Source organism: Mesorhizobium sp. M1A.F.Ca.IN.020.06.1.1, assembly GCF_004023265.1.
GTDB lineage: Bacteria > Pseudomonadota > Alphaproteobacteria > Rhizobiales > Rhizobiaceae > Mesorhizobium.
This window is the reverse complement of record NZ_RZSR01000003.1, coordinates 1-26,540: the sequence shown is the minus strand read 5'-3', so window position 1 is coordinate 26,540 and position 26,540 is coordinate 1. Positions and strand designations below refer to the sequence as shown.

Annotated in this window: 21 protein-coding genes and 2 pseudogenes; 12 read left to right on the top strand and 11 right to left on the bottom strand. The window is 57.8% G+C overall.

The features are described from left to right. Nucleotides 1-129 precede the first annotated feature (129 nt). Nucleotides 130-348 (bottom strand): helix-turn-helix transcriptional regulator, encoded by a 219-nt coding sequence (locus tag EOA60_RS00500; protein ID WP_029354714.1) that lies wholly within the window; start codon nucleotides 346-348, stop codon nucleotides 130-132. 109 nt (nucleotides 349-457) lie between these two features. Between EOA60_RS00500 and EOA60_RS00495 the strand changes: the two genes are divergently transcribed. Continuing rightward, nucleotides 458-724 (top strand): DUF2285 domain-containing protein, encoded by a 267-nt coding sequence (locus EOA60_RS00495; protein ID WP_029354712.1) that lies wholly within the window; start codon nucleotides 458-460, stop codon nucleotides 722-724. A gap of 2,064 nt (nucleotides 725-2,788) precedes the next feature. Here the strand turns inward: EOA60_RS00495 and EOA60_RS00490 are convergent. Beyond that, nucleotides 2,789-3,022 carry a helix-turn-helix transcriptional regulator gene (locus EOA60_RS00490; RefSeq protein WP_127335142.1) on the bottom strand — a complete coding sequence of 78 codons (234 nt, stop codon included), beginning with the start codon at nucleotides 3,020-3,022 and terminating at the stop codon, nucleotides 2,789-2,791. 115 nt (nucleotides 3,023-3,137) lie between these two features. On the opposite strand from EOA60_RS00490, the gene EOA60_RS00485 reads away from it, so the two are divergent. Beyond that, complete coding sequence (locus EOA60_RS00485) at nucleotides 3,138-3,419, top strand: DUF2285 domain-containing protein (protein WP_127335141.1); 282 nt, start codon at nucleotides 3,138-3,140, stop codon at nucleotides 3,417-3,419. A 727-nt stretch (nucleotides 3,420-4,146) separates the two neighbouring features. Here the strand turns inward: EOA60_RS00485 and EOA60_RS00475 are convergent. Further along, the gene (locus tag EOA60_RS00475; protein WP_206522093.1) at nucleotides 4,147-5,088 is read right to left on the bottom strand and encodes a prephenate/arogenate dehydrogenase family protein; all 942 of its coding nucleotides are present in this window, start codon (nucleotides 5,086-5,088) and stop codon (nucleotides 4,147-4,149) included. Between EOA60_RS00475 and EOA60_RS00470 the strand changes: the two genes are divergently transcribed. Beyond that, nucleotides 5,087-5,302 (top strand): hypothetical protein, encoded by a 216-nt coding sequence (locus EOA60_RS00470; RefSeq protein ID WP_127335140.1) that lies wholly within the window; start codon nucleotides 5,087-5,089, stop codon nucleotides 5,300-5,302. The two genes, EOA60_RS00475 and EOA60_RS00470, sit on opposite strands and share 2 nt — an antisense overlap. 508 nt (nucleotides 5,303-5,810) lie before the next feature. Here EOA60_RS00470 and EOA60_RS00465 read toward each other — a convergent pair. From EOA60_RS00465 to EOA60_RS00445, 5 genes are all read right to left on the bottom strand, one after another. Continuing rightward, nucleotides 5,811-7,040 (bottom strand): acetyl-CoA carboxylase biotin carboxylase subunit family protein, encoded by a 1,230-nt coding sequence (locus EOA60_RS00465; RefSeq protein WP_127335139.1) that lies wholly within the window; start codon nucleotides 7,038-7,040, stop codon nucleotides 5,811-5,813. A gap of 474 nt (nucleotides 7,041-7,514) precedes the next feature. Continuing rightward, nucleotides 7,515-8,243 carry a LuxR family transcriptional regulator gene (locus EOA60_RS00460; protein WP_164748243.1) on the bottom strand — a complete coding sequence of 243 codons (729 nt, stop codon included), beginning with the start codon at nucleotides 8,241-8,243 and terminating at the stop codon, nucleotides 7,515-7,517. Between the two features lie 343 nt (nucleotides 8,244-8,586). After that, nucleotides 8,587-9,996 (bottom strand): Glu/Leu/Phe/Val dehydrogenase, encoded by a 1,410-nt coding sequence (locus EOA60_RS00455; protein WP_164748242.1) that lies wholly within the window; start codon nucleotides 9,994-9,996, stop codon nucleotides 8,587-8,589. A gap of 258 nt (nucleotides 9,997-10,254) precedes the next feature. Continuing rightward, nucleotides 10,255-11,658, bottom strand: a complete 1,404-nt coding sequence (locus EOA60_RS00450) for an aspartate aminotransferase family protein (protein WP_127335137.1) — start codon at nucleotides 11,656-11,658, stop codon at nucleotides 10,255-10,257. A gap of 12 nt (nucleotides 11,659-11,670) precedes the next feature. After that, complete coding sequence (locus EOA60_RS00445; protein WP_127335145.1) at nucleotides 11,671-13,149, bottom strand: NAD-dependent succinate-semialdehyde dehydrogenase; 1,479 nt, start codon at nucleotides 13,147-13,149, stop codon at nucleotides 11,671-11,673. A gap of 685 nt (nucleotides 13,150-13,834) precedes the next feature. Here EOA60_RS00445 and EOA60_RS00440 point away from each other — a divergent pair. From EOA60_RS00440 to EOA60_RS00430, 3 genes are all read left to right on the top strand, one after another. Next, entirely contained in the window at nucleotides 13,835-15,025 is a 1,191-nt protein-coding gene (locus EOA60_RS00440) for an aminotransferase class V-fold PLP-dependent enzyme (protein WP_127335136.1), read from the top strand. A gap of 36 nt (nucleotides 15,026-15,061) precedes the next feature. Then, nucleotides 15,062-16,204, top strand: a complete 1,143-nt coding sequence (locus EOA60_RS00435) for a M20 family metallopeptidase (RefSeq protein WP_127335135.1) — start codon at nucleotides 15,062-15,064, stop codon at nucleotides 16,202-16,204. A 120-nt stretch (nucleotides 16,205-16,324) separates the two neighbouring features. After that, the gene (locus EOA60_RS00430; RefSeq protein ID WP_127335134.1) at nucleotides 16,325-17,116 is read left to right on the top strand and encodes an SDR family oxidoreductase; all 792 of its coding nucleotides are present in this window, start codon (nucleotides 16,325-16,327) and stop codon (nucleotides 17,114-17,116) included. Nucleotides 17,117-17,540: 424 nt separating this feature from the next. Here EOA60_RS00430 and EOA60_RS00425 read toward each other — a convergent pair whose 3' ends face one another. Together EOA60_RS00425 and EOA60_RS00420 are read right to left on the bottom strand one after the other, a co-directional pair. Further along, nucleotides 17,541-18,767 (bottom strand): CocE/NonD family hydrolase, encoded by a 1,227-nt coding sequence (locus tag EOA60_RS00425; RefSeq protein WP_127335133.1) that lies wholly within the window; start codon nucleotides 18,765-18,767, stop codon nucleotides 17,541-17,543. A 50-nt stretch (nucleotides 18,768-18,817) separates the two neighbouring features. Beyond that, on the bottom strand, nucleotides 18,818-19,771 hold the full coding sequence (locus EOA60_RS00420; RefSeq protein ID WP_063169259.1) for an IS481 family transposase: 954 nt from the start codon (nucleotides 19,769-19,771) through the stop codon (nucleotides 18,818-18,820). 796 nt (nucleotides 19,772-20,567) lie between these two features. Here EOA60_RS00420 and hisC point away from each other — a divergent pair. The 3 genes and pseudogenes from hisC to EOA60_RS00405 all read left to right on the top strand — a co-directional run bounded on the left by hisC (nucleotide 20,568) and on the right by EOA60_RS00405 (nucleotide 24,261). Continuing rightward, nucleotides 20,568-21,698 carry a histidinol-phosphate transaminase gene (gene hisC, locus EOA60_RS00415; RefSeq protein WP_063169376.1) on the top strand — a complete coding sequence of 377 codons (1,131 nt, stop codon included), beginning with the start codon at nucleotides 20,568-20,570 and terminating at the stop codon, nucleotides 21,696-21,698. A gap of 71 nt (nucleotides 21,699-21,769) precedes the next feature. Further along, entirely contained in the window at nucleotides 21,770-22,804 is a 1,035-nt protein-coding gene (locus EOA60_RS00410) for an LLM class flavin-dependent oxidoreductase (protein ID WP_063169375.1), read from the top strand. Nucleotides 22,805-23,058: 254 nt separating this feature from the next. Further along, nucleotides 23,059-24,261, top strand: a pseudogene (locus tag EOA60_RS00405) (IS3 family transposase). Here the strand turns inward: EOA60_RS00405 and EOA60_RS00400 are convergent. Next, nucleotides 24,256-24,397, bottom strand: a pseudogene (locus EOA60_RS00400) (transposase); the annotation flags it as partial. The pseudogenes EOA60_RS00405 and EOA60_RS00400 sit on opposite strands and share 6 nt — an antisense overlap. A gap of 369 nt (nucleotides 24,398-24,766) precedes the next feature. Here EOA60_RS00400 and queC point away from each other — a divergent pair. The 3 genes from queC to queE form a co-directional block, all read left to right on the top strand. Continuing rightward, nucleotides 24,767-25,465, top strand: a complete 699-nt coding sequence (queC, locus tag EOA60_RS00395; RefSeq protein ID WP_063170389.1) for a 7-cyano-7-deazaguanine synthase QueC — start codon at nucleotides 24,767-24,769, stop codon at nucleotides 25,463-25,465. After that, on the top strand, nucleotides 25,465-25,821 hold the full coding sequence (gene queD, locus EOA60_RS00390) for a 6-carboxytetrahydropterin synthase QueD (RefSeq protein ID WP_063169374.1): 357 nt from the start codon (nucleotides 25,465-25,467) through the stop codon (nucleotides 25,819-25,821). The genes queC and queD overlap by 1 nt, the downstream gene beginning before the upstream one ends. Before the next feature lie 5 nt (nucleotides 25,822-25,826). Beyond that, nucleotides 25,827-26,540 (top strand): 7-carboxy-7-deazaguanine synthase QueE (queE, locus tag EOA60_RS00385; RefSeq protein ID WP_164899152.1); only part of this gene is annotated, 714 nt, incomplete at its 3' end.

The window sequence follows — 26,540 nt, the reverse complement described above, 5'->3', positions numbered from 1 at the left end:
GTCCAATAGGGTGCGCCGCGCCAGGGCGAGCCAAATGGCAGGGGCTGCCGGGGGGCCCTAAGAAAAGCGTGGGTTCACGAGCACCCGGCGCGCGCCATCAGGCCGCCAGCTACTTGGAGGGCGGGTGTATCAGGCCTGTTTGTCGGGCCGAACCAGATCCATGTGGCTGACGCCGAGGGCCAATGCCAGTTCATAGATCGTGATAATTGTCGGATTTCTTCGGCCTTTCTCCAAGCCGCTGATGTACTGCTGACTGAACCCGGAAATCTCCGCAAGCTGCTCCTGCGTCAGACGCTTCCTTTGCCTGATCCTCTGCACATTCCGTCCGACCAACTTGCGCATATCCATGCACGCAAGCCAGCGGATCAGGCGGCTTGAGTTTATCAACTATAATATGTAATCCACATTTAGCAGGCAGAGGGCTTCGCGGGTCCATTGGCCGGAGATAGAATTAGCGATGTTACAGCCCAAATCGAACACGCCGTTTGCCGACGAGGTCCCCTGGTCGGACCGCATTACAGCCTACGACAAGGACCACTTTACAACCTATATGAGGCTCCTGGACGCCTCAGCCGACAACGCCACTGAAGAGGAAATGGCCCATGTGATCCTCGGCATTGATCCGGCACGCGAACCGGAGCGCGCACGGAACGTTCTTCGCAGTCATCTCGACCGTGCAAACTGGGTGGTGACGAGCGGCTACAAGGATTTGTTTGCCAGTTGACGAAATGGGCGGTGCGGTCGCTTCGCTTCAAGCAACGAACTCGCTGTAACCACCATGCATCGGCGCATCACCACAGCGCGAATGCGGTCGAAGATGATCGCGAGGACTTCCAGTCGGCGCGGGTGGCCCAGCGCTTCGGCACCCGCAAGCCAAGCGTCGAAGCGCCTGCAGGACGAAGCGGAGGCGGCGGCAGCGCGCTTTGAGCGAAACAGGGTTTTTTGCAGTCGCCCTTGCGCCGCAACTGTTGACACTTTCAAGAGAGTCCGGAGGGGGCTTTCAACCGCCGATCGGGCCAGATCGCGTCCATAATGAATCGGACGGGCAGCAAAACGCTAGCGGCACGAGCTGGAATGCGGGCTCGCACCGCAGGGGCATATGCTCGCGGCGCCCCCAGAAATGCCGTTGCGCAGCATGCCAGGCTCGCCACGTCGAACAGCGATCTCGCTGGACGGGTGAGACGATAGTCGCAATCCTTGTGGTCCTGGGCCTTCAACTTGCCTTCTCCGCGCGTGGATTCGCAGGCAGACAAGCGTGATGACGCGAGCGGTCGCCATAATTGTGGATGCGCAGCATGCCGAAGCGTGACTCAACGGGCAGCTTGCGGCAGCAAGGGAGACCCTTGCGGGACACTGGTTAAGTGTAACCCGGCCGCGGGGTCCCCGGACTGGTCGTGACCACGACTGATAGGAGTGCGCCACCTATGGCTCTACTACCCCTCCCCTCAACCTGCGCCTTGTCAAGGAGATGCTGCTGGAGCTCGGCATTGCCTTGTCCTGACGCCTGGCGAGCGCGATCTGGCTCGAACTTAGTAAAAAAGTCGTCACGTAGCGATACTGCCACCCGACTTCGGCATTGTGACCGGCAAGTGGACCTTCCCAAGTTTGCCGTTCAGAGGGGCGATTGCAGCTGACGCGCGGGGTTCACTACCATCGCGCTATCGAGCGATGACTCACGGGCCGTTAGTGAGCGCTCCGCCTGGAATGTCGCTCGATCCTGCCGCAAATCGAGCCGGTTTGCTGGCCACCGCATCGGCGGAAACGTCATTCATCCCTGCGGATGAGCGCTACAGAGGGACCTACCAGCTGCACTCTTGAGCTATGATCCAACCTTGGTAATCGCTCGTCTCGCGTCACTCAGGTCGGTGTCATCGCTGACGCGACGGCGGTCCACTTTGACAGCCCAGCGTGCACAGATTGGCATTGTCCGATGTACGACAATGTTGGAGAGGCGACATAGCCACTTCGACTGATCGCTCTGATTTTAAACTGTTTTCTATTGGCACGCATATTGGAACAGGCCTCGGCCCGAAAATGGTCGTGCAGCGAAAGTGGAATTTTTTCCTCTGTCGGGGACTACGCCCAGACTTTCCAGATGCAGAAAGGAAAGGGCCATACTCGCCGCGGAATAGTCCACTCACGGCTGCATAGCGCTTTTCCGCTTCACCCGCACACAGCTCCTGCGCTGCCGCAAAACTGGCAGTGAGAAGCCAACTCCAAAATTCTTCCGAAAACCCGGGAAGCAAAAAAGGGCAGATCGTTACGATTATGGCATCAGCAGCTCTGCCTATACGAGCCTCGCCGCCTTCTTGTCTGCTATGACTACGGCGCAGCGCGCAGTTCGCGCCCGCTTGGGCACCGATTTGCGACCATTCCTGCGCAACTGGCCTCAACAAGACGGAGGCAGGAATGATTCCGACACTCGGTGGTTGCAAAGCAGGAATTTAGGCGCCCGCCGTTGCCTGCTCTCCGCGGGCGGTACGCTTCTGTCTTGCAAGCATCGTTCTGTCCTCAGCTCGCCAGTTGCTGCTTCCCAGATAGCTGTGCTGCACCGGAAGGGGGCCGCGGGCGAACCGCATCCGAAGGACCGGAACGAGGAGAATGATCTGAAGCGAGAGCTGAGAGCTGCGGGACGCCGCGGCGAAGCTAGAAGGTGCGCCGCCACCTGCTGGGAGCGGCGTAAAAGACAAGAGCAACGGTCTGACGACGCGCGCCAGGAGGCGAAGCGGAATGGCCGAGACACCCTACCAGCACCGGCACGCGCCGTAATGGGCGTGGTAGTAGACCACTACGTCCGCAGGCTCGACAGAATCTCGCAGGGGTCAGCTTCAAGGGCGGCAGTGACGTCGAGAAACTCAATAATATCGAGACGTCGCTCTCCACCCTCATATTTGGCCACGAAGGATTGCGGCCTGCCAAGCTTCTCTGCCACTTTTGCCTGTGTCAGCCCTTTGACCTTGCGCAGCGAGATCAACTGGGCCAGAAACCGCTGGTGGCGGGGAGATCGAAGAGATTTGGGCATGTAGGTGAACCGGTCAGTTAACGACCGGCTCAGCGACTAATTCCGGTTTCGGATTATCCCATTTTGGGATAGTCCGCCTTAGATCCAGCGATGACATGCGAGGTTCGCGGCAGACATGAATCGATCAACGGGAACAGATGGGACACAAAGCTCAACACTGCGCGACGAAGTGCCTTGGTCAGAGAGCCTCACGAGCTATGACAGGCAGCATTTCAATATCTACCTGAGGATCCTGGACGCCTGCGCCGACGATGCTAGCGAAAAGGAGAAGGCCGATCTCATTCTCGGCATCGACCCAGCCCATGAACCGGTCCGTGCCCGGAAGGCTCTTCGCAGCCATATGGACCGAGCGAACTGGATGGTTACGACTGGCTACAAGGAACTGTTCGCCGGCTGACGCACTGACGGATTCTCACTCTTTTCAGGCAAGGAACTCACGATATCCTCCAGTCCTGAGCGCACGGCCGTCGCGAGGTGATCGCCAGCAATCGGCGTGGACGCGCCCTCCCGATCAGCATTTCAGCGATCTCGCGTTGTGACGCTCCGGCGAGCGATCCATTAATCGGGGGCCGCGTTGTCCGAACTAAACATGCGGGCGGGCTATTCGCGGTAAGCACAAAGGGGACGGAGTCACTCAAGCGCAAAGGCGATGCTTCAACGCCTCCGGCAGGCCAGATCGCCGCTGCACGCAGGTGAACTGGCTGTATTCATGTCAGCACCCGTGACACGGGACGCTAGCCCCAGCTCGACACGCCTCCCGTCCCAACGGGGGTTCGGTCGAGGATGAGGACGGCTGTTCCGCAATCACCGGCAGCACATTGGCGCACCGGCTCCGCCGTCGGAGGCTTCAACAAGGCCTTCACCTCTATAGCCGAGGAGCCCTGCCGCATAGCGCGGCCGATGACGCGATTCTCAAACAGAGCAGCGGCCGCGCGCCGACCTGAGCTACGGGTTCGCGTCGTACCCGCACTAGGATGCGCATCCCTCCACGGCAGGCCGACGCCGGCGAACCAAAAAAGGATGCCCGATGAAAAGTGCGGCCATGCCCTGGCGACTATCTGTAAGGCTGCAAGCTCTGTGTGTCGCCCGGCCGAAGCTCTTGCACCCCCCCGCAGGCGAAGAACTTATTCTTGCGTTAAAGGTAGATTGCGCAATGCCCGTCGGCCGAAATCGGGCACGTCGACGTCCTGCCCCGCCACGATGATCGAGCGGCGGATAGCGCGCGTGCGAGTGAAGAAATCAAACAGCTTGTCGCCTTCGCACCAGCGGAGCGCCCGCTGCAGATAGGCAAGGTCCTCCGAAAAGCGGGCCAGCATTTCGAGGATCGCATCGCGGTTGTTCAAGCACACGTCGCGCCACATTGTAGGATCGGAAGAGGCGAGGCGAGTGAAGTCGCGGAAGCCGGTGGCAGAATATTTGATGACCTTGTTTTTGGTGGCCGTTTCCAGGTCATCCGCGGTCCCGACGATGCTATAGGCGATGATGTGCGGCAGGTGCGAGACGATCGCCATTGTCATGTCGTGGTGTTGCGGCTCCATCGTGTCAATGTGGGAGCCGCAGCGACGCCAGAATTCGGAGAGTTTCTCGAGAGCGGCGGGGTCGGTGCCTTCCAGCGGCGTGAAGATGCACCATCGGTTCTCGAACAGTTCGGCAAAACCAGCATCAGGGCCGGACTTTTCCGTGCCGGCCAGCGGATGGCCCGGGATGAAGTGTACGCCCTCCGGCACGAATGGCTGCATCCGAGCGATCACGGAGACCTTGGTGGAGCCGACATCTGTGAGGATAGCGCCCTTTGTAAGCGCCGGTGCGATCACCTCAGCCACGGCGCCGGACCCACCGACGGGCACTGAGACGACGACGAGGTCGGCCCCGCGCACCGCCTCCTTCGCATCGGTCGTGTAGCCGTCTCCGAGCTTCAATTCTTCCGCGCGCTTCAAAGTCTCGGCGCTGCGCGTTGCAATGGCGATATGGCCGGCCAGCCCCTCGCGGCAGATGACGCGCGCTAGAGAAGAGCCGATAAGGCCGATGCCGACCAGGGCGATCTTTTCAAACAGGGGTTTCGACATGACCAACTTTTCAGGATTCGATGAGTGCGGCGACTTTGCTGCCATCGGCTTCTTCTGTTCGGAATCGTCGCCGCACATTGTGACCGGGCACGGGCACCCGGAAATCCAAATTCAGGATAAAAAACAGATAAGGGTCGGACAACTACTAGAATTGATCGACACTGGTCGTTTGGTAGAGAATCCGCAGCTGCCGCCGAACGACAAAACAACGTAAGCTGGTCGGACACTCTGGTTGCCGGCGATCGAGTTGAGGAAACACAGCCATGGCTTTAGCCTTCCAAGTCTATGCTCCGCATTCACCCCAGTTTTGTTGCTGGTGGACAAAGCTGCCGGCTATAAGCCTGAAGTATCTGCGCGCCGTCGTCGGCACAAAGTTGTATCACATCCCCACGCATAGTGAAGTTATACTTATTTAAATTTTTGTTGCCAAACAATTTACAATTACTCACTATCAATCGGTAGATTTACAAAATCTCTCCAGTATTCCGCGATCTGGACTTCGAGCCGGGCCGACGGGATCTCGTTCAGATAGCCTGATTCGTGAACTTACCGGTCGCGTGCGGTGATCACGTCCTCGCGACGCGGCAATTTCGAAAGCTTCGGTGCGCCTTAGACGGCGTTCTATGAATGTAACGCCGGCAAACTGGCGCGGCGAGCAGCTCTATTACAGGGAGTGAGGGCAATTATTGGGTGACGATCACCTTTTGCCCAGCAGTTTGTTTCTAATCGCCAAGGCTCGGAAATGGTGTAATCGACCAACTGATCAAGTCGACAGCACGCTGAAGTGCCACCTCGGTCTCAGCAAGGCTGGCGGACACGGCCATGACATATCCGATACGGTCTCGGTAATCCCCTTTTCTGATGACCGGGGTCTTCGGCCCAATAAACAGTTTGACCTCGGCGACACCTGATACAGCAGCCGCCCTACCGACGCCATTAATCCGATCGATGATGCCATCGCGATCAGCAACCAGTATTCGCGTGGCCGCAGTGTGCGAGTGCCTTGCGTCTAAATTCCATTCATCGCCGATGACAAGCTTGATGTGCTCGGTGATCAGATCGACACCGTAAGCCAGCTGAACCAGTTGAGAATCAAGCGCGCCCGCAAGTCGCGGATTTACTTCAATGACGATTGGGCCACGCTTCGTCCACCGGAATTCAATGTTCGCTGGTCCCCAACCAAGGCCGAGAGCTTGCAAAGATTTCAACGAAACGTCGGCGATACGCCCATGCTCGTCAGGTGTCAGCACGGCCGGAAAGGTGAACTGGCGATAGACGAAATGCGGCAGGGGCCCGAAGTCGGCGGCAGTGATGCCAATGACCTCATTTCCCATCATCTGCGCGGTATAATGTGGACCTTCCGCGAATTCTTCGACCAACATCCTCTGGGAAGACCGCCATATGTGCTTCCCCCCCAATAGGTAGGTCGTATGTTCGGTTACCTCATCGAAGCTGCGGCACAATCGGACACCGCAGCTGCCCGCGCCCACGGCTGGTTTAAGAACCACCGGCAGGCCGATCTCGGCGGCAGAGCGCTCTACGTCTGCCGCGTTCACTGCCAACCGATAAGTAGGGATTGGAACCCCGGCCTCTGCGAGGAGCTGGCGTTGAGTGAACTTGTCGCAGCACCGTTCAATCGATGCGGGGTTCGGCCCCTGTAGATCGAAATGCCGAGAGAGCTTGCCCACTGTGACATAGACGTCCTCCAAGCCGCTCGTAATGCCGGCAAGGTCATAGGTCGCACGTAGACGCAAACATTCACGGATCAGCGCATCGAGATTGCCAGTATCGACACGGATAGCATGGATGCCTTCTGCCGCAAGATAGTCATATCGAGATGGATCGGTTGACAGCGTAATTGGATGAAGACCAAGGCGCTGGGCGGCTTGGACATAGAGCAAACCATTACCCGTTACACTGCCCTCAATCAGGATTAGCGCTCTTGTCCCCATACCTGTTACCCTCGACGGTTCGGTGCTGTGCGACCGTTAGTTGATAAATCGACGTCAGCTTGTCAGCCGCGCGTGATCTCAGATTTTGTGGTGAACGTATCATTGTGCGCGATTTTCGGTCGCAAAGATTCTGCAAATTGACTTGAAGGTTTTGTTGCAGGGCTGAGCAAGGATTGATTGGTTAGCTGGTGGTCGGGCGGGAGACTGGCGAATGATCGAATGATCAGTAGCCAAGCCCGTGCCGCGGCTCCTGCTTTATAGGGCTTGTTAAGGTGCGGCTCTGATAGATTTTCATGGACCTCAGCCAACGCCGGAAACAACCCGGCGAGCGATACATGCCGTCAGCCTGTTGCCGTCGATCTTGATGTGGACAGCTGGATCGTTTTAGGGCCCTCCTCGCCGAGGAATTTCTCCGCCGTTGGGGGCACCTCTCTCACGGTTCGCAGCCTGTGCACCTGCGCAGGTGAGGCTGACTTATCGGTGAGCTGAAAAACCCGAACCCGCGAGACGCGCAATCGCCTGTTTGGTGGTGCTCAAGCCAAGCTTCCTCCGGGCGTTTTCGAGATGATAGGCGGCCGTACGCCGCTTAATCCCTAGGATGCAGCCGATGTCCCAGGCGGACTTGCCCCGCGCTGCCCATTGCAGGCATTCGTACTCGCGCGGCGTCAGCGAGACACCGTCGACAATTCGGTCCGTTGAAAACTTGCGGCGAACGAAAATATGGAAACAGGTCGCGATGAGCTGAAGCCCTTGTTCATAGCGTTCCGTGACGCGGAAAAATGCAGGGTCCGACTTGCCAGCTGCAAAGGTCATAGCCGCAACATTGCCTCGGCGATCGATGATAGGGATCGTCATGCCGCAGCCGATGCCAAACTGCGCCGCTTCTTCGAAAATCCGCCGTTGAGGCTCTGATGGCCCAAAACTCTTTAGATCAAAGCCCCATTGAAATGGGTATCCGCCACAGCGCGCACGCGCAATCACCGGATCGACATTCTGATAACGGTTCTCAAGATAGCGCGCTGTCCAGGGTGCCGGATAGTTTGAGATCAGCGTGGGCTTGCCATTAGGCCCCATTGGCCAGGAGAGGTAGGCAAAAGACATTAGATCGAGTCCTTCGGTGAGACCGGCCATCGCGCGGTGAAGGTCAGTCTCATCAACGCTTTCCGACATCTGTTCCAAAAATCGCTCGAAAACAGTGTGCATGTCTGCCCTTATCTGGATATTCCCTTGCCTCTCCGAGAAGGTCTCATGTGAGGGTCCCGCGGGCAGCGGTAGGTGATGATGCTTGTCTTCATCAAAACACTCAGCGCAACCACCATTCTGTCTCCGCTGAAGTCGGTCGCAGACAATCGCATCACACTCTAGAATCGCGGAGAATGCAGTAAAACGTCTGGCGCCTTAGAAAAGGCGCCCTGCCGATCGGGAGGTAAACCGGCAGGGCGCGCCGCGCAAAGCTCGCGGTCTAATGAGGAAGACCGGGCAGCAGCGGCAAGAAATTACGTCTTCGAATTCTGGCCATATGGATTGCAGTATCCAAAGATGACGCTCAGATCCCTATAGCCTCGTAGGCAGCAGCGATCCTTCGGATAGCCACGACATAGGCGGCTGTCCTGTAGTCGCCGATTTCAGGCTGCGTCCCAAGAAGATCAGCTATGTTCACCCAAGCCCCGCGCATGACGTCCTCGAGACCGGAACGAACGAGATCAATCTCGGCGCCGCCTTCGAGAAACTCATCGCGCATATCGGCGGGAAAGGTCTTGCCGGTCATGCGCTCGAGCGCCATTGCAATCGTCTGATTACGCCGTTCACGGCGCCGCCTCTCCATCAAGCCAAATGGGATGTGGGTCAGGTTTTTGACCCATTCGAAATAGCTCACCACAACACCACCCGCATTCACATAGAGGTCGGGCAGGATTGTCTTTCCTCGGGAGCGCAACATCTGATCGGCTTGGAAAGTGACCGGGCCATTGGCGGCTTCGACAACGAGATGGGCCTTGATGCGCTCGGCATTGTCGACGTGAATGGCATTCTCCATCGCCGCGGGGATGAGGATATCGCACGCTTCCTCGATGCCTGTCATGTCACCCGCGAAGGACTTGGCATTCTCAAAGCCAAGGATGCTACCGGTACGCAACTGATGCCGCTTCAGGGCCTCGACGGGAAGGCCTGCCGGTTTGGAGACATACCCGTCGCGTTCGGCAACCACGATGACGCGCGCGCCATCTTCTTCTGAGAGGAACTTGGCAGCGTGGTAACCCACATTGCCGAATCCCTGAACAACGACACTCGCTCCCTTCAGATCCCGCCGCCCACCGATCCCTGGCGCACGCGGATCGCGAAGATAGTTTTGGATTGCGAACTGCACACCACGACCTGTCGCTTCCGTCCGCCCGGCGATCCCGCCTTTTGAAAGCGGTTTCCCCGTTACGCAAGCGCGAGCATTGACCACATCGGTGGGATTGGCGCGACGGAACTCATCGACCATCCAGGCCATTTCCCGCTCACTCGTGCCCACATCCGGAGCCGGGACGTTGAGCCCAGGGCCGATTAGGCCACGCTTCGTGAGCTCTTGGGTGAAGCGCCGGGTGATGCGCTCGAGTTCCTGAGGCGTCCACTCACGCGGATCGATCTTTAGCGCGCCCTTCGACCCACCGAAAGGGACATCGACGAGCGCGCATTTGAGCGTCATCAGTGCTGCAAGCGCCTCCACCTCCTCGGCGTCAGAATCGGGCGCATAGCGGATCCCACCCTTGACTGGCTCGCAATGTTCGCTATGCACCGAGCGCCAGCCGACAAAGCTGTACATACGGCCACGCAGCCTGACACCGAAACGCACCGTATAGGTCGAATTGCACTGGACAATCCGCTCCGCAAGACCCTCCTGAAGATCGAGAAAGGCTATCGCGTGGCGGAAATTCTTGTCGACGCTTTGTAGAAAACTTGTTGAGGCTAGCATTGCTCACCTCCCGACGCGATGCTACTCGCCGAGAGCGCGGCAGCCGCCAACCGATGGGTTTTCTCAATCGCCACTTTATGATCGCCAAGCTCGCATAAAGACGACAAGATAACTTTGCACACAGTCCATGTTCCTTTGTAAGCATCTTTAGGAATTTTCAAATTAGTTCTCTATGCAGTGGGAGCTCTCGCGGCAGTCGCAGAAAGCTCCTGCGATGTCGAAACGGCCGCGGCGGATCTGCACTGCAGCCATCCCAATTCAGATTGTCTGATTCTCGCGGACGAGCTCATCCATAACGGAACGGACCGCGCATTCTGCGATTGCAACGATTTCTTCGACCTCAGCCTTCGTTGTTACGAGCGGCGGGGAAAAACCAAGAATATCGCCGTGCGGCATAGCGCGAGCAATCAGACCACGGTCACGGGCTGCCTTCGAGATTCGGGCACCAACTTTGAGCCTCGGATCAAAACGCTTTCGATTGTGGCGGTCGGCCACGAACTCGACTGCGCCCATAAGGCCCACCCCGCGTACTTCAGCGACGATGGGCAACTGCGCGAATTTTTCCTTCAGCTGTGCCTGGAAAAACGCGCCGACGTCGCGAGCGTTGCCAGGCAAATCTTCGTTCTCGACAATGTCGAGAACCGCGTTTGCCGCGGCAGCTCCGATCGGATGACCTGAGTAGGTGTAGCCGTGGGAGAATGCACCAACTTGGTCGGCTCCGTCTTCCATGACCTTATAGACCTTCTCACCGACGATCGCCGCGGAGAGCGGGAAGTAGGCAGAGGTCAGACCCTTGGCGACCGTCACAAGATCGGGTTCGATCCCATAGTGCTGTGAACCGAACATGGAGCCAGTGCGGCCGAAACCGGTGATGACTTCATCAGCAATGAGCAGCACATCATGCTTTTTGAGAACGGCCTGAATCGCAGCCCAGTAACCTTCGGGCGGAGGAGTAATGCCACCAGTGCCGAGCACCGGCTCGCCGATGAAGGCACCCACATTATTCGCGCCTAGGCCTTCGATCAGCTGATCGAGCTCCTCGGCCCGCCGCGCGGAGAACTCCTGCTCTGTCTCGCCCGGGTTTGCGCCCCAGTAGTGGTGCGGGACACCCGTGTGAACAATCTGCGTGAGCGGTAAGTCCATATGGTTGTGGTAGAAGCTCATGCCGGTCATGGAGCCCGACAAAACGCTGCAGCCGTGGTAACCACGCTCACGCGAGATGATCTTCTTCTTGTTCGGCTTGCCCCGCAAGTTGTTGTAGTACCAGACGAGCTTGGCCTGGGTTTCGTTGGCGTCCGAGCCGGACATGCCGTAGAAAACCTTGCTCATTTTGCCCGGCGCCATTTTCACAAGCCGGTCGGAGAGGATTGCGAGTTCGTCTGTCGTGTGGGCCGCGTAGGAATGGTAGTAGGCCAGACGAAAGGCTTGGCGAGAGATAGCTTCGGCGACTTCGGCGCGCCCGTAGCCGACATTCACGCAATAAAGACCGGCGAACCCGTCGATCAACTGGTTGCCATGGGCGTCCTGGATGCGGATGCCCTTCCCTGTCTCAACGATGGTCGGCTCGCCTAGCTTACCGGTGGCGAAGTCCTTTAGTTGCGTAAAAGGATGAAGGACAGAATTCCTGTCCTTTTCCCCAATTTCCTCAATATCGATTGCCATTAGGACGCCCTCTTACGCTGCGAGATTTCCGAAGCAGGTGTATTTTGGTTCCAGATACTCTGCCATTCCGTGCCTGGAGCCTTCCCGGCCGAGACCGGATTGTTTCCATCCACCAAACGGGATTGGCGCGCCTGTAAATTTTGGCGTGTTGACCGCAACCATGCCGTACTCGAGCCGGTCGGTGAGCCTCATCGCACGGTTAAGGTCGCGGGTGTAAACATATGCGGCCAGCCCCATCTCTGAATTGTTCGCGCGCGCGAGCACCTCGTGCTCGTCGTCAAAGGGCAGGATTGCGGCCACGGGCCCGAAGGTTTCTTCCTTCGCGACCCGCATATCATCGGTCACGTCGGCGAGCACGGTCGGCGTCACGAAGTTCCCTCCAAACGGGTTATCCTGCGAGCCGGTCACGATTCGAGCCCCGGCTGAAAGAGCCTCGGAAATCTGCTGTCTGCACTTTTCGGCTACAGATGCCCGTGTCATCGGACCGATGTCGACGCCAGGCTCCAACCCGTGTCCGAGTTTCAGCTTGCTGGTGGCCCTTGCGAACTCTTCTACGAAGCGGTTGTAGACTCCCCGGTGCACGTAGATCCGGTTTGCTGCCAGACAGTCCTGACCGGATGTGGCGAATTTCGCCGCCATGCATCCAGTGACCGCGGCTGTGATCTCCGCATCATCGAACAGGATGAAGGGAGCATTGCCGCCAAGTTCGAGTGATGCTTTCTTGATGGTCTTAGCGGCCTGGCCGAGCAGGATTCGGCCGACTTCAGTCGAGCCAGTGAAGGAGAATGCCCGCACGTCACTATGCTCTAACAGCCGCTTGGCAAGCGGCGGGGCCTCGCCCGTGATCACCTGAAAAACGCCGGCAGGAATCCCTGCCTCCTCAGCGAGCCGGGCAAGCGCGAGCGCCGACAAAGGCGTCTCAGGGGCTGGCTTTACGATCATTGTGCAGCCAGCGGCCAGTGCGGCTCCTGCCTTTCTTGTGATCATTGCGGATGGAAAATTCCATGGTGTGATAGCAACCGTCACCCCGACGGGCTGCATCTGCACCGCGAGCCGGCACCCGGTGAGGTGGCTAGGGATGGTTTCGCCGTAGGTCCGCTCACCCTCCGCCGCAAACCAGTCTAGAAAGCCAGCCGCATATGAAATTTCGCCGCGAGCCTCGGCGACAGGCTTGCCTTGCTCGGCGGTCATGATGACAGCTAGGTCCTCCGCATGCTCGCGCATACCTGCTGCCCATTTCCGCAGGCATGCGCCACGTTCCGAAGGCAGCACATCGCGCCACCCCAGGAATGTGGTTCTCGCGAAAGAAACGGCTTCGTCTACATCTGACACTGAGCAGGCTGCTACTTGAGCCAGCTCTTCGCCAGTAGCAGGATCAAGGACAGCGATAGTTTGCTGCTTCGAGAGCCAATCGCCTTTCAGGTAAGCGCGTGTTTGCAGAAGGTCCGGCCGCTTGACGCCCTTTAATGCAGCCCTTGCAATGCCTTTCATCTGTAACTCCAACTCGAGCCTTCTTTGCGCCGAAACTACTCTCGCGAGAGCGCCGATCGACAGCGCAGTTGCCAATTCCGGGCCGTTCCTCTGCAAAAACCGCACTGCAACCGAATTTTTCCTTCGTTTGGGAGGAAATCTGATTTCTGTCCGGAAAACGGGCTGCTGAAGCATGCTTTCGAGAACGACGGCGGTCATGATTGTTCATAACGGTGTTTGCCCAAAGGTACGTCTGGCCCGCGATCCGGAATTTCGCTGGGCCGCACCGTTGAGCTCGCATCGCTATTGGCATCGACTAAGAGGCCGAAAGTTCATTGCCATGGGCATTAGGAGATCGAAGGCCGAGAGGACGGCGCGTCGATTTCATTTACCACCCCTTCCTCTGACGAACACTGGGAAGGTCCGTTCGCCCATGATCGTCAAGTCTGTTGGCCGCTCTTTCAACGGCGCTTGCACGAAAAGGCCGTCGGCATGGCGGTCCACCGAAATCCTGCGATCAATCGGGATTGGCGTGGAAAATCTGCAAGGACAGACTGAAATAGAGCGCCTTTCGCACAGATATACGGATATAGTGAACCCACCGGCAACGAAGCTGGTTCTCCCCTGCCGCTAGCCGCAGTCGGGCCCGACTTCTGTCCCGCGGCATTGGAACTCCGGTAAACCGTGATTGACGAGCCCCACGACTATGAACGGCAATTTGCTTCCCTTAAACATCATCCGTGAAGAGTTCCCGGCGACACAAAACGCCATCTATATGGACGTTGCTAATCAGGGGCTCATCTCCCGAACCACCAGAACATCCTTCGAGGAGCATCTGGACAACAGATTGCACGGTGTAAACGATGAACTCAGCCAGTTGAGAGATATCGAAAAGACACGCGCCAGGTTTGCCCAATTCATCGGAGCAGACAAAGATGAAATTTCCATCACGAAGAACGCGTCCGAGGGAATCAACATAATCGCCAACGCCATCGACTGGCGCCCGGGAGACAGCGTGATCCTATGCCCTCAACTGGAGCATGCAAACAACATCCTGCCGTGGCTTCAAGTAGAGGCTCTGCATAATGTTCAGCTGAAATTCGTGGAGCCGGAAGACGGTGCCATTCCACTGGACGCGATTGTCAAGGCGCTTGATTCCAATACGCGCGTTGTGGCGCTTTCAACGGCGACGATGGTCCCTGGTTTTCGCACGGCAACGGAACCTGTCGCGGAGGCCTGCAGGCGTCATGGCACGTTCCTGCTGGCTGATGGAACTCAGTCAGTCGGAATACTCCACACCGAGGTTGATCGACTGGGGGTGGATGGTTTGGCCGTCTCAACAGTAAAGGGCTTGATGGGTCTTTACGGATCGGGATTTCTCTACTGCCGAAGGCAGTGGGCCGATCGGCTCAAGCCAGCCTACCTTGCTCGCTTCAGCATCGATCTCGGAAATGCACCGGAATCGGCTCCCATTCTCAACGCAGCCAAGCTGCGGGCCGGGGCGCCTCGTTTTGACATTGGTCATTATAACTTCCCGGGCATGATTGCTGCCCACGCATCCTTGGGGCAACTGCTAGAGATCGGAACAGAAGCAATCGACAAGCACGTGACATCTCTGGCAAAACGATTGGCTTCAGGGTTGTTGCAAGTCGGAATGCCTGTCTGTGGCGGCGCGCCTGGCAGGCACACTGGGAGTATTGTAGCACTGGGTGACATGGCTACGCTTAGCGGAGCGCGAGAAGTCGCCCCCTACATTCAATCACTTCAGAGCTATCTTGCTGAAAATAAGGTTTTCTCATCAACGCGACGAGGACTTCTCCGATTTTCACTCCATCTCTACAACACAGAAGACGAAGTCGACCAAGTTGTCGATCTAGTAAAGAATTGGTCGAAGTAGTTTGCCCGGCCAGATAACGAGCAGACAGGAGAATTTATGTCATTGCCCAGCGCAGATACCGTCGCGCTCCTCCAGGACCTCGTCAAAATTGAGAGCGTGAACCCTTCGCTTTCGCCGAAGGGCAGCGGAGAGCAGCGGGTTGCCGAATACCTTGAGAAGTTTTGCCAAAAGCGAAACCTGCCGTACGAACTCCAACATGTTGTCGACGGCCGCGCGAACTTCTTGACTTGGGTTCCAGGCAAAGACCCTAATCGGCGTGTTCTTTTTGTGGCCCATATGGACACGGTGCCAACCGACAATTGGGCTTCCGACCCATTTTCTCCTGAACTGAAAGATAATCGGGTTTACGGTCGAGGTAGCTGCGACACGAAGGGCTCCCTTTCGGCGATGATGATCGCCCTAAGTACCTTGGGCAACCGTCAACCTAATGCCACAATTGTCGTTGCGGCCAGCATTGATGAAGAGTACCGCAAGATCGGCGCCCGCGCTATCGCTCTCTCTGGCACGTCGTATGACGCAGCAGTAGTGGGTGAACCAACCGAGCTTGAGCTTGTAGTCGCCCACAAAGGCTCGGTCCGCTGGCAAATCGAGGTTCAGGGTGTCCCTGCTCACACTTCTAAGCCGCACCTTGGAGTCAATGCGATCACCGGCATGGCAAAGGTAATATTGGCGCTGAACGAACACGGTCAGGATCTCGCTTCGCGTATGCAGCCTTTAGTCAGCCCTCCAACTTTGACGGTAAGCCTTATCGAAGGTGGTTTGGAACTTACGACGGTCCCTCCGTCGTGCCGTATCTGGGTTGATCGACGCCTAGTTCCAGGAGAGCGACCAGAGCAAGCGCTGCTTGAAGTAGAGAACATACTGCAGCGTTTGCGAGATAGCGAAAACGTCAAAGTTCGATCTTTGTTGCCCGCACTGGAAGACCCGGCTCCCGACAGTGCCGAGTCGAGCAAGATAGCGTTGGTGGCATCGCAGGCGTGTGCCGATGTTGCCGGAACCGGTAAGTACATTGGCGTACCTTACGGAACAGATGCCAGTCAGCTATCGCTGGCCGGAATTCCATGCATCGTTCTCGGACCAGGTAGTATTGATCGCGCTCACACCAATAATGAGTTCGTTGAATTGGATCAGCTCACCAAGGCAGTTGACATATATAGAGCAATAATGCTGAGTTACTGACGAATTAGACGCTACATGGAGTACCCACGAACTTAAGTTCTAGTATTCGTCTATATCAGAAGCACCACTACCGTGTTTTGTGTCCAGCCACTGTCACTTCAGTCGAGAAGAGGTTTGGCAATGAGTGATCATAGCCGAAGGGTTCTGGTTACGGCCGGCAGCAATGGCCTGGGTCTTGCAATCGCCAAACGACTGGCGAAAAACGGAGCAGAAGTTGTAATTTGTGCTCGCAATCAGTCGACCTTAGACAAAGCTGTAGCTGAGCTGCGGAATATTGAGAAATGCGGAGGCGCTCATGGCATTGTCGCCGACCTCGCGCGTCGTTCCGATGTCGATATGTTGTTCGGGCGTACTCTGGAGCTCCTCGGCCATATCGACTGTCTCGTTGTTAATTCTGGCCATGTGCCGTACGGAAACATCGAAGCTGTGAGCGACGAGGATTGGGATCATTCCTACGAAACGCTTCTTATGAGCGCAGTGCGGCTGTCGCGAGCCGCCGCGGGAGTGATGAAAGCGTCAGGTCATGGGGGCGACATCTTGTATATTTCCTCGGCAGGCGTGCATGAGGCGACAGGCCACCTACTCCTGTCGAATGTCATGCGTGCCGGAATAGCAGTGCTAGCAAAGCACCTTGCCGACACACTTTCAGGAAGTGGCATTCGCGTGAATGTCGTCGCGCCTGGTTATTTCAATACCGGCAGAGTTCACAACAGAATCGAGGCGTTGATGGTCGATGAAGGCCTTGATCGAGATGCCGCCATTGAACGGGTCGCAAATGCCAATCCCTTGGGACGGATTGGAACTGCCGATGAACTCGCGGAGCTGGTTGGATTTATCGTTAGTGACCGAGCAAGGTATCTCAATGGTACCACAATCGTGATTGATGGAGGGAGCAGTCGCCTCGCAACGTAGTGGTAGGCGCAGCCAGGCTCAAGACGATCGGATTATTCCCCGGTTATTCGCTGCCACTCTCTTCTGGGGACGCGCGGGTAGCTTTAAGTTCAACCGCTCCTCGATGGCGTCGGGTGTGTAGAAGAGCGGGCACACGCTCTCGGGATCGGCAAAGAACGGCGCGACGTATTGCCAGTGCGCCGCCAGACCTGTGTGATAGCCGGACCAGATGGCTCCAGTGCTCCAGTCACCATCCTTGAGGTGCTCCAGAGCCTTCGTTCCGGCTTCGGCGTCCCTCGCCCGGTAATTGCCCTGGAGCGCCGGCACGAGGGCCTTGCGATTTTTGACCCACGCTACTAGCACCTGCTCAATTCGGAGCAGTCGGTTAGCACGAGTCCTCGGGTCAGAGACCTCCAGCCGAATTCGGTGAACTGCAGGGCGAAAGTCACTTGCCTGCGATAGGCAGCAGTACGTAGGAAGGGAACTCTGCGGAGTGGTGCACGGTGTTGTGGGCGACTTCCCATTCAGTTTCGTCCCAGTTGTTGCCCCCTGTGTTCAGGTTGCGATCAAAGCGAGGAAATGACGAACTAGAGATTTCGAGCCTGATGCGATGGCCAGGCGGGAACCAGTTGCTGGTGGCATCCAGATCGATCTCAATTCGGTAGATTTCCCCCGGCTTCATCATCACTTTCCGGTCGAAGCCTTCGCGGTAACGGACCCGAAGTATCCCGTCCACGATATCATATGCACGCTCGTCCGGATGCACGTCCAAGAGTCTGGCGACAAAGTCGGTGTCTGGCGACGAAGAAGAGACGAACAGGACCGCTTTGACGAACCCAGTAACTTCCACGCCCTCTCCGAGGATCTCCGATGTGAAACATAGAACGTCTTGACGCAGTTCTATTTCCTGGTAGTCCCGTGCACCCAACGTCGTTCCCCTCGAGTTTCCGCCCTGAACCCCCGGAAATGGCACCGGGTTCCCAGGGTCATAAGCGAAGACGTCGGCCCGCTCGCCGCCTGGCCGTGGATGAATGTCCAGCGTGCCGTTGCCGAGGCGAGTGTTGGCATTTCCACCGCTGCGGAGGAACCAGCGCTGTAGTTCCACCCCGACGGGCGGAAATTCTGACGCGGCACGCCACTCGTTGCGGCCCATCACGTAGTACTGGACGCGAGGCATTCTTTCGATCCGATCAGGCTGCTCCTTCAGCCAGCAATCGAACCAATCCAGGTAGATTTGCCAGCAATCCAGGCGCGCGTCGCCCAGTTCCCGCTCACCGACAACCGTTGGAGCTTCGAGGCTTGTCGTGCCACAGTGCGTTGCTGGCGAGAGAATGATGTGCTGGTGCTCACGCGCCGCAGGGCTCGCAGCCCGAGAGCTGAAGACCCGCCGCTGATGGAGCGCGTCGGCCGCACCGACGTCATACCACGAGTTCACGAATAGTGCTGGGATGTCGATTGTCGAGTCCTCGTGAAGGAACCCAAACCGATCGAACCATGGGTCCCCTGGGTCGCGCGAGACCCAGTCCTCCCAATCAGTGGGCGGCGAGCCGATGCTCTTGAGCATGTCTATGACTGGCAGCGTCCCGAGCGCACGCTTGTACTCTTCGTCGGTCTTCGGTTGCGGCCGGGAACGATCTTTGCCATGGGACTGATGAAAGTGGGGCACCCACATGCTCAACTCCAGGGCCCCGCCCAGGCGGGACCCGCACAGACGCAAATCCCCTAGGTGTGGAGCTTCAACAGGTTGTCCTCGATCAGGGCGAGGCGACTGATAGGCGTTTTTGACTTTAGGCTGCCATGTGGACGATGCCAATTGTATCTGTGCAGCCAGACAGGCAGTTCGGCGGCACGATGATCGGATGTCGGATAGGCAATGGCGTAGGCCCATTCGCGCAGTGCTGTCTGGATGAAGCGCTCGGCCTTGCCATTGGTCTTGGGCGTATAGGGTCTTGTCGTGACGTGCTTGAGGCCGAGATCGCGGCAGGCCTTGGCGAAGGCCTTTGATCTGTAGCAGGAGCCGTTGTCGGTCATGACGCGGGCTATCGTGACGCCGAGGCTGGCGTAATAGGCGACCGCGGCCTTGAGGAAGGCGATGGCGCACTCCTTTTTCTCGTCGGGCAGGATTTGCGAGAAGGCGATGCGGGACGCGTCGTCGATGCAGACATGGACGAACTCCCAGCCGGCGCCGCGCGACTTGCCCTTTTGCGGATCGCCGGTGATACGATGGCCGACTTGGCTGAAGCGGCCGAGCTTCTTGATGTCGATATGGATCATCTCGCCGGGATGCTCCCGCTCGTAGCGCCGGACCGGTTCGGCCGGCTCGATATCCCTGAGCCGCGACAGCCCGGCACGCTTGAGAACCCGGCTGACGGTGGCGGGCGAGACGCCGACCTCATGGGCGATGTGCTTGCCGGTCAGCCGCTGGCGACGCAAGGCTGCGATGCGCTCGGCCACGGACTGTTCGGTCAGGCTCGGCATGACGGTGGGCCGCGACGAGCGGTCGACCATGCCGGCCCGCCCTTTGGTCTTATAGCGCTCGACCCAGCGCGCCACGATCTTGGCCGACACGCCATAGACGCGCGCCGCATGGGCTTTGGAAAAAGCGCCTTCTATCACCGATAACGCCATCTCCTCTCGACGCAGCGGTGTGAGACGGGCATTCTTGTGGATGTTCATTCGGACCCTCCGATGGATGCTGAAGCGTGGTAACTCCAGTCTCCTCGGTCCGGTCCGAATGGACAACCTCTCGAAAGCTCACACCTAGTGCCGGCAGTGGCACCGCTGTTGTCCGTCGACAGGTCCCGCGCTTGCTCGGTGCGACCAACAACCTTAAGCGCTAGGGCGTAACCTGACCCTGCAAGATCTCCTCACCGACTATAAGGTGCGCCTCACGATCTGAGACGATGGGACAGGATGGCTAAGGAGGTGCGCCGTCTTGCATGCCCCGCCAGCGAGGCGAACCCTCTCGGCTACGCGCGCCACCAGCGACGCTCCATATCGTCAGGCCTGCGTCTCATGCTCAGATGAGCCGGTATTTGGCTCTCTCATCAGCAAACCGAGAGAGCCCATGCCAAGACGGAAGCAAGCAAGACGAACGAGCGTCAGAGATATCCTGCGCCTGACCCATAAACAGGGCAGTCCGGTGGGCCAAGGTGGCAGAGCAACTGAGGTTCGGCAAGACTTCGGCTTCCACCTATCTGCGGGCGCTGGAGACGGGCTGTCGTGCAGGCCCTGCATGCGGCTTTGAGGACGATGCGATGTTGAAACACCGTCTGTTGCGCCGAATCGGCCGTCGGCCAAACGTTGGGTCGTCATCAGGTTCTCGACAGCTTCCCGGTGTCAAATCCAAACCGTGGTCGGCGATCCCCACCAGGGTGGGAAGGCAGCGCTGATATAGCCGAACGTCGATCAAGTCACGATCAACGATTGCCTCATGTCACATGCCCTGCGGGACTGAAAAACGGAGAAGAACATGTGCGATGCAAAACTGAAGACCGTGCTTTCGCTTTTTTCGCCGGTGGCCAGCAAATTAGATGCTCTCTCGTCCAACGGACCAGCGACGGATGCAAACTGCGTTAAGCTAAATACGAACGAGAACCCGTTTCCGTTGCCGAAGAGCGTAATGCAAAGTGCAATTGCTGCGATCGAACACCAGTATCTTTATCCGGAAGACGACAATCTCAGCTTAAGGGCAGCTGCCTCCGATGCTTACGGATTTTCCAAAGATCAGGTGATTGCCGGCAACGGTTCGTCGGAGCTGCTCGGACTCATCTACAGAGCTTTCCTCGCCCCAGGAGATAGAGTGGCAATGCTGTCGCCCGGATTTTCGTTCAACCGTAAACTTGCCATGTTGCAGGGTGCCGAGTTTCTCGAAATCGCATCGAGCGAAGCTCATCCCCTGCCGATAGAAAAACTGCTGTCCGGCCCCGCAAAAGACGCGAAGTTCATTCTGTTGGCTAATCCGAACAATCCGACCGGAACATTCGTGCCGGTGGCCGAAATCGAACGCCTTGTGGAGCAAGCAGATCGCTTGGTCGTCTTGGATGAGGCCTACGTTGACTTCGCACCCGACAATGCCCTGCGCCTCGTCAATAGACATCCGAATCTTTTGATCTTGAGGACTTTTTCAAAGAGCTATGCTGCCGCTGGCGTGCGAGTCGGCTTCGGTTTCGGTCACCCAGAAATCATTGGCAGGCTGCGCAACATCCAGAATGTCTTCAACATGAACGTGATCGGGCAGGCGGTCGGGAAAAGCATTCTTGCGCATCGCCACGCCTACGAAGAGAACCACAGGCACATCAAGCATGAACGACAGCGAGTGACCCTGGCGCTGTTGCAACTTGGCTTTTCCGTAACACCCTCCCACGCAAACTTTTTGCTGGCCCGTGTGCCGGCGGGACAGGAGGGCTCATGCTGGCAAGCCGCGTTGAAAGAGCAGGCGATCCTCATCGCCAGCTTTCCTGACGTAGATTTGAAGAACTGTATTCGCGTCAGCATTGGCACCACAGAGCAGATGGACAAATTCCTTGCTGCCGCCGAACGCGTCTGTATGAACTTTAAGAAGGATCGCGGTGCTCACAAGCATGAAGTCGATTCACATTAAGCATCAAGTAATGATATGTCGTGAGCTATGATGATTAGCGAATAAATATAGGTAATTTGGAGAACAATTAATTGAAGAAAATTTCCGCTTCGGGCCTGACCTTCGGCATCTTCGATCATCTGGACGAAAACGGCGATGACATCGCACAACAATATGCAGATCGGCTGAGCCTAGCAGAAGCGTGCGATGGCTATGGCTTTTATGCGTATCATCTCGCCGAGCACCACTGTACGCCGCATGGCAGAGGTCCATCACCGAATTTGTTCTTAGCGAGCGTCGCCCAGCGAACCCGCAGTCTTCGTGTTGGTCCCATGGTAATGCTACTTGCGCTCTATCATCCGCTGCGTGCCTTCGAGGAGATCTGCATGCTTGATCAGTTGAGCGGCGGCAGGCTTGAACTCGGCATAGGGCGCGGCTCTGCTCCCACTGAATTGGGATACTTCGGGGTTGCTGTAGAAGCAGCACCAGAACAGTATGCGGAGGCCAGTGAGATTCTCATCAATGCGATGAAAGGCGGGACGCTTTCTTATCAGGGCCGCCACTTTGAGTTGAAAGATGTTCCGCTGACGTTGAGACCTCACCAATATCCCCGTCCGCCGACATGGATCGCCACCAATCGACCCGAGCCGGCTAGCTGGGCCGCTGCGAATGGGGCAAACATCGCCTGCGTCGGACCTTCCACTTCTGTTCGCAGCGTTACCGACGCGTTCCGCGCCGCCCGAATTCACGATGCTGACATTGGCCAGCAAGCGCCATTTCTTGGATTGCTCCGAATGGTGGTGATAGGGCGTTCTGAAACAGATGCGTATTTGCTCGCAGCACCTGCCTATGAACGATGGCTCAATAGCTTCAAATTTCTATACGAACTAAATGCCATTTCCACTCCACCAAACTTGCCTTTGAACTTCGATGCAGCAATTGAAAGTGAATTGTGCGTCGTGGGAACGGCAGATTCTGTCCGAAAAGCTCTCCTTGATCAGCTGGAAGAGGCAGGTGCTAATTATCTTCTGTGTCAACTGGCATTTGGGGATTTGCCGCTGGATGCCTCACTATACACCGCATCGGCCATTGGATCCGAAATCATGGCTCGAGTTGCCGCATCGTGAATCCGTCGTGTGATTGGAGGAGCAGCGGCAGCGCTGCTCCTCATTGCGAAACGGTTGTGGGGGCCGGACTCCTGTGTCAGGTGTAAACCATTGGAGCACGTCCTATCTGATCCAGGTCATATCCTGCGGCTTTGAAGTAGTTGGCACATTCGGCTGGGGTGAAGAGGTCGACGACCGCGCCGAGGCGTCCTGACCTTGCCCCTCTGATCTAATCCGGTTTGAAGTTCGTTCTGGCCCATCCAGAGGACCAGGACATGAAACGCAGCCGCTTCTCTGAAGAGCAGATCATCGGAATTTTGAAGAAACACGAGGCCGGGGTATCGGTTGGCGATCTGTGCCGCAAGCACGGGGTCAGCGACGCCTCGATCTACAATTGGAAGGCCCGCTTCGGCGGGATGGATGTCACCGAGGCTCGGCGACCTGAAGGCGCTGGAGGACGAGAACACGCGCCTGAAGCGGCTTTTGGCCGACGCCATGCTCGACAATGCCGCGTTGAAGGACCTTGTGGGAAAGAAATGGTGACGCCCGCCGCCAAGCGGAAAGCTGTCGCTCGCCTGAAGGAAGGCTTCGGGATGAGCGAACGGCGGGCGTGTAAAGCCATCGGCTGTTGCCGCATGACGGTTCGCTACCAGACCAGCAGGCCGGACGACCGCGAGGTTCGCGAGCGGATGAAGGCCGATCGCGCAGGAGCGTCGCCGGTTCGGCTACCGGCGTCTTCTCGTGATGCTGAGGCGGGAGGGCCTGGTCGTGAACCACAAGAAGCTGTTCCGGCTCTATCGGGAGGAGAAGCTCGCCGTCGCCGCCGTGGCGGCCGCAAGCGGGCGATCGGGACCAGGGCGCCGATGCTGGTGCCGCTGAGGCCCGACGAGCGCTGGTCGCTCGACTTCGTATCGGACCAGCTCACCGACGGGCGCCGCTTCCGCATCCTGGCCGTCGTCGACGACTGCACGAGAGAGTGCCTCGCACTCATCGTTGATACGTCTCTCTCGGGCATGCGGGTTGCCCGCGAATTGGACGGCTCATCACCGAGCGGGGCCGGCCCAGGATGATCGTCAGCGACAATGGCAGCGAGTTCACCTCGAACGCCATCCTCTCCTGGGCGGATCAGAACCGCGTCGAATGGCATTACATTGCGCCCGGCAAGCCGATGCAGAATGGCTTCATCGAGAGCTTCAACGGCCGACTGCGCGATGAACTGCTCAACGAGACGCTGTTCACCTCGCTGGCTCAGGCGCGCGTAGCCATCGCCCTGTGGCACGCCGACTACAACACCGCGCGGCCGCACTCCCCCCTGGCAGACCCCGGCCAAGTTCGCCAGCACCTTCAATCCGCGACGGTCGCTCGCGCTGCGCTATGCCAAAGGCTCCGCGCCAGCGCCCGTCGCTTCACCCGCCCAGCAGGGCACAACCCACGCCGGAAACGAACTCAAAACTGCTGGGGCAACGTCAGTCCCATAGAGCCTTGATGGTTATCTCGGCCTTTGCTCGCAGCAGCGCCTTAGGATGGGCGAAGGCGTTCTCAATCGGATTGAAGTCGGGACTGTAGGGCGGCAGTTAGAGCAGGCTCGCCTGCGGCCTCAATCGCGCCGCGCAGGGTTCTCCAGGCGGATGTCGCCAATGTCAAATTTGCTGGCATCCATGTCGCCCTCGCCAACCGCACAAGCGAAGGCCAGAAAGCCAACATGTGTTCTGCGGCTTAATTAAGAGTCAGCCGATGTCGGCCGAACATCACCTTGTCTCGAAGTCGACGATCGGACAGCAGGTTGCGAAAGTTGGCGCGATGCGAAACAAACTGCTGAAGCGCTCAACTTTTATTGATCACGCGTGTTGGACGCGACGCACTCCCGTTCCAATCGGGCTGAGCGCAAATTCTCCCGGTTCACAAAACTGAGTCGCTGGAGTAGTGGGGGCGCAGAGAAATCTCCGGTCGCAGCCTTACCCGGTCAAAACAAGGATACCAATGATGAAGACTCTCGCCGTCTGCTCTGGCGGATTGGACTCCGTTTCCCTTGCTCACATGGTGGCAGCGGAGCACGAACTCACCGGCCTTCTATCTTTCGACTATGGCCAACGGCACAGGAAGGAATTGGGCTTCGCCGCTCTTTGCGCGCAGCGACTGAAGGTCCCGCACCAGATCATCGACATCGGCGAAATTGGCCGTGGCCTTTCCGGCTCAGCGCTGACTAGCAGTATCGACGTGCCGGACGGCCACTACGCCGAAGACACGATGAAGATTACGGTGGTGCCGAACCGCAATGCCATCATGTTGGCAATCGCCTTCGGTCTCGCCGCCGCCCACAGCGCCGAAGCGGTGGCGGCGGCCGTGCATGGTGGGGACCATTTCATCTATCCCGATTGCCGTCCGGCCTTCATTGAAGCTTTCCAGACAATGCAAGACCGCGCGCTCGACGGCTATGCGCAGATACGCCTCTATGCACCGTATGTGAATCTCGGAAAAGCTGACATTGTTGCGGATGGCGCAAGATACGGCACCCCGTTTGCTGAGACCTGGTCCTGTTACAAGGGCGGCGTGCGTCACTGCGGACGATGCGGGACCTGCGTCGAGCGGCGCGAAGCGTTCCATCTCGCCGGGCACGCTGATCCCACCGACTACGAGGACGCCGATTTCTGGCTTGAGGCGCTGCGCAGGAGGCGCGCGTAATGTTCCACATCAGCAAGGAATTCCACTTCTCGGCCTCGCATCAGCTCACCTCCTTGCCTCCCAACCATCAATGCGCGCGCCTGCACGGGCATAACTATGTCGTCGTAGTGGAGCTGTCGGCCAAGGAACTGGACGCCCACGGCTTCGTGCGCGACTATCACGATCTGGCGCCGCTCAAACGCTACATTGACGAGAGCTTCGACCATCGGCACCTCAACGACGTGCTGGGACATGAGAAGGTCACGGCGGAATGCCTGGCCAGACATTTCTATGAATGGTGCAAGGCACGTCTGCCGCAGACCGCGGCCGTGCGCGTTAGCGAAACACCGAAAACTTGGGCGGAATACCGTCCGTGACCGACATGCATCCCGCAATCCGTGTGAGCGAGATATTCGGGCCGACTATCCAGGGCGAGGGCGTGCTCATCGGCTTGCCGACGGTGTTCATCAGAACCGGCGGATGTGATTATCGCTGTTCATGGTGCGACAGCCTTCACGCGGTGGACAATCAGTATCGCCATGAATGGCTACCGATGCCGATCGATGCCGTGTGGCAAACCGTCCATGCGCTTTCCGGCGGCAGGCCGGTTATGGTCTCCTTGTCAGGCGGCAACCCGGCCATTCAGCCGTTCGGTCCCCTCATAGAACGAGGCCATCGCGAGGGCTATCGTTTTGCACTGGAAACGCAGGGTTCCGTGGTGAGGGAGTGGTTTGCGGATCTTGACGTGCTGACCCTTAGCCCAAAGCCGCCGTCCAGCGAGATGACGACCCGTTGGGCTGCGTTTGATGCATGCCTCGAAGCGGCGCAAGAGAAGCCGCAAATCGTGCTCAAGCTCGTCGTTTTCGACGAGAGTGACTATGCCTACGCCAAAGAAGTCGCGGCGAGATATCCGCACCTTCCGATCTATCTGCAACCCGGCAATCACACGCCGCCGCTCCCTGGCAGTGAAGACGCCTCTGTCGACTTGGACGGAATAATGATGCGAATGGAATGGCTTGTCGAAAGGGTGACTAGCGACAGGTGGTTCGAAGCCCGCGTGTTGCCGCAGCTGCACGTTCTGCTTTGGGGTAACAAG

Coding starts and splice junctions, on each gene's coding strand:
- EOA60_RS00500 (WP_029354714.1), bottom strand. CDS start 348: ATGGATATGCGCAAGTTGGTCGGACGGAATGTGCAGAGGATCAGGCAA.
- EOA60_RS00495 (WP_029354712.1), top strand. CDS start 458: ATGTTACAGCCCAAATCGAACACGCCGTTTGCCGACGAGGTCCCCTGG.
- EOA60_RS00490 (WP_127335142.1), bottom strand. CDS start 3,022: ATGCCCAAATCTCTTCGATCTCCCCGCCACCAGCGGTTTCTGGCCCAG.
- EOA60_RS00485 (WP_127335141.1), top strand. CDS start 3,138: ATGAATCGATCAACGGGAACAGATGGGACACAAAGCTCAACACTGCGC.
- EOA60_RS00470 (WP_127335140.1), top strand. CDS start 5,087: ATGACCAACTTTTCAGGATTCGATGAGTGCGGCGACTTTGCTGCCATC.
- EOA60_RS00475 (WP_206522093.1), bottom strand. CDS start 5,088: ATGTCGAAACCCCTGTTTGAAAAGATCGCCCTGGTCGGCATCGGCCTT.
- EOA60_RS00465 (WP_127335139.1), bottom strand. CDS start 7,040: ATGGGGACAAGAGCGCTAATCCTGATTGAGGGCAGTGTAACGGGTAAT.
- EOA60_RS00460 (WP_164748243.1), bottom strand. CDS start 8,243: ATGCACACTGTTTTCGAGCGATTTTTGGAACAGATGTCGGAAAGCGTT.
- EOA60_RS00455 (WP_164748242.1), bottom strand. CDS start 9,996: ATGCTAGCCTCAACAAGTTTTCTACAAAGCGTCGACAAGAATTTCCGC.
- EOA60_RS00450 (WP_127335137.1), bottom strand. CDS start 11,658: ATGGCAATCGATATTGAGGAAATTGGGGAAAAGGACAGGAATTCTGTC.
- EOA60_RS00445 (WP_127335145.1), bottom strand. CDS start 13,149: ATGAAAGGCATTGCAAGGGCTGCATTAAAGGGCGTCAAGCGGCCGGAC.
- EOA60_RS00440 (WP_127335136.1), top strand. CDS start 13,835: ATGAACGGCAATTTGCTTCCCTTAAACATCATCCGTGAAGAGTTCCCG.
- EOA60_RS00435 (WP_127335135.1), top strand. CDS start 15,062: ATGTCATTGCCCAGCGCAGATACCGTCGCGCTCCTCCAGGACCTCGTC.
- EOA60_RS00430 (WP_127335134.1), top strand. CDS start 16,325: ATGAGTGATCATAGCCGAAGGGTTCTGGTTACGGCCGGCAGCAATGGC.
- EOA60_RS00425 (WP_127335133.1), bottom strand. CDS start 18,767: ATGTGGGTGCCCCACTTTCATCAGTCCCATGGCAAAGATCGTTCCCGG.
- EOA60_RS00420 (WP_063169259.1), bottom strand. CDS start 19,771: ATGAACATCCACAAGAATGCCCGTCTCACACCGCTGCGTCGAGAGGAG.
- hisC (WP_063169376.1), top strand. CDS start 20,568: ATGTGCGATGCAAAACTGAAGACCGTGCTTTCGCTTTTTTCGCCGGTG.
- queC (WP_063170389.1), top strand. CDS start 24,767: ATGAAGACTCTCGCCGTCTGCTCTGGCGGATTGGACTCCGTTTCCCTT.
- queD (WP_063169374.1), top strand. CDS start 25,465: ATGTTCCACATCAGCAAGGAATTCCACTTCTCGGCCTCGCATCAGCTC.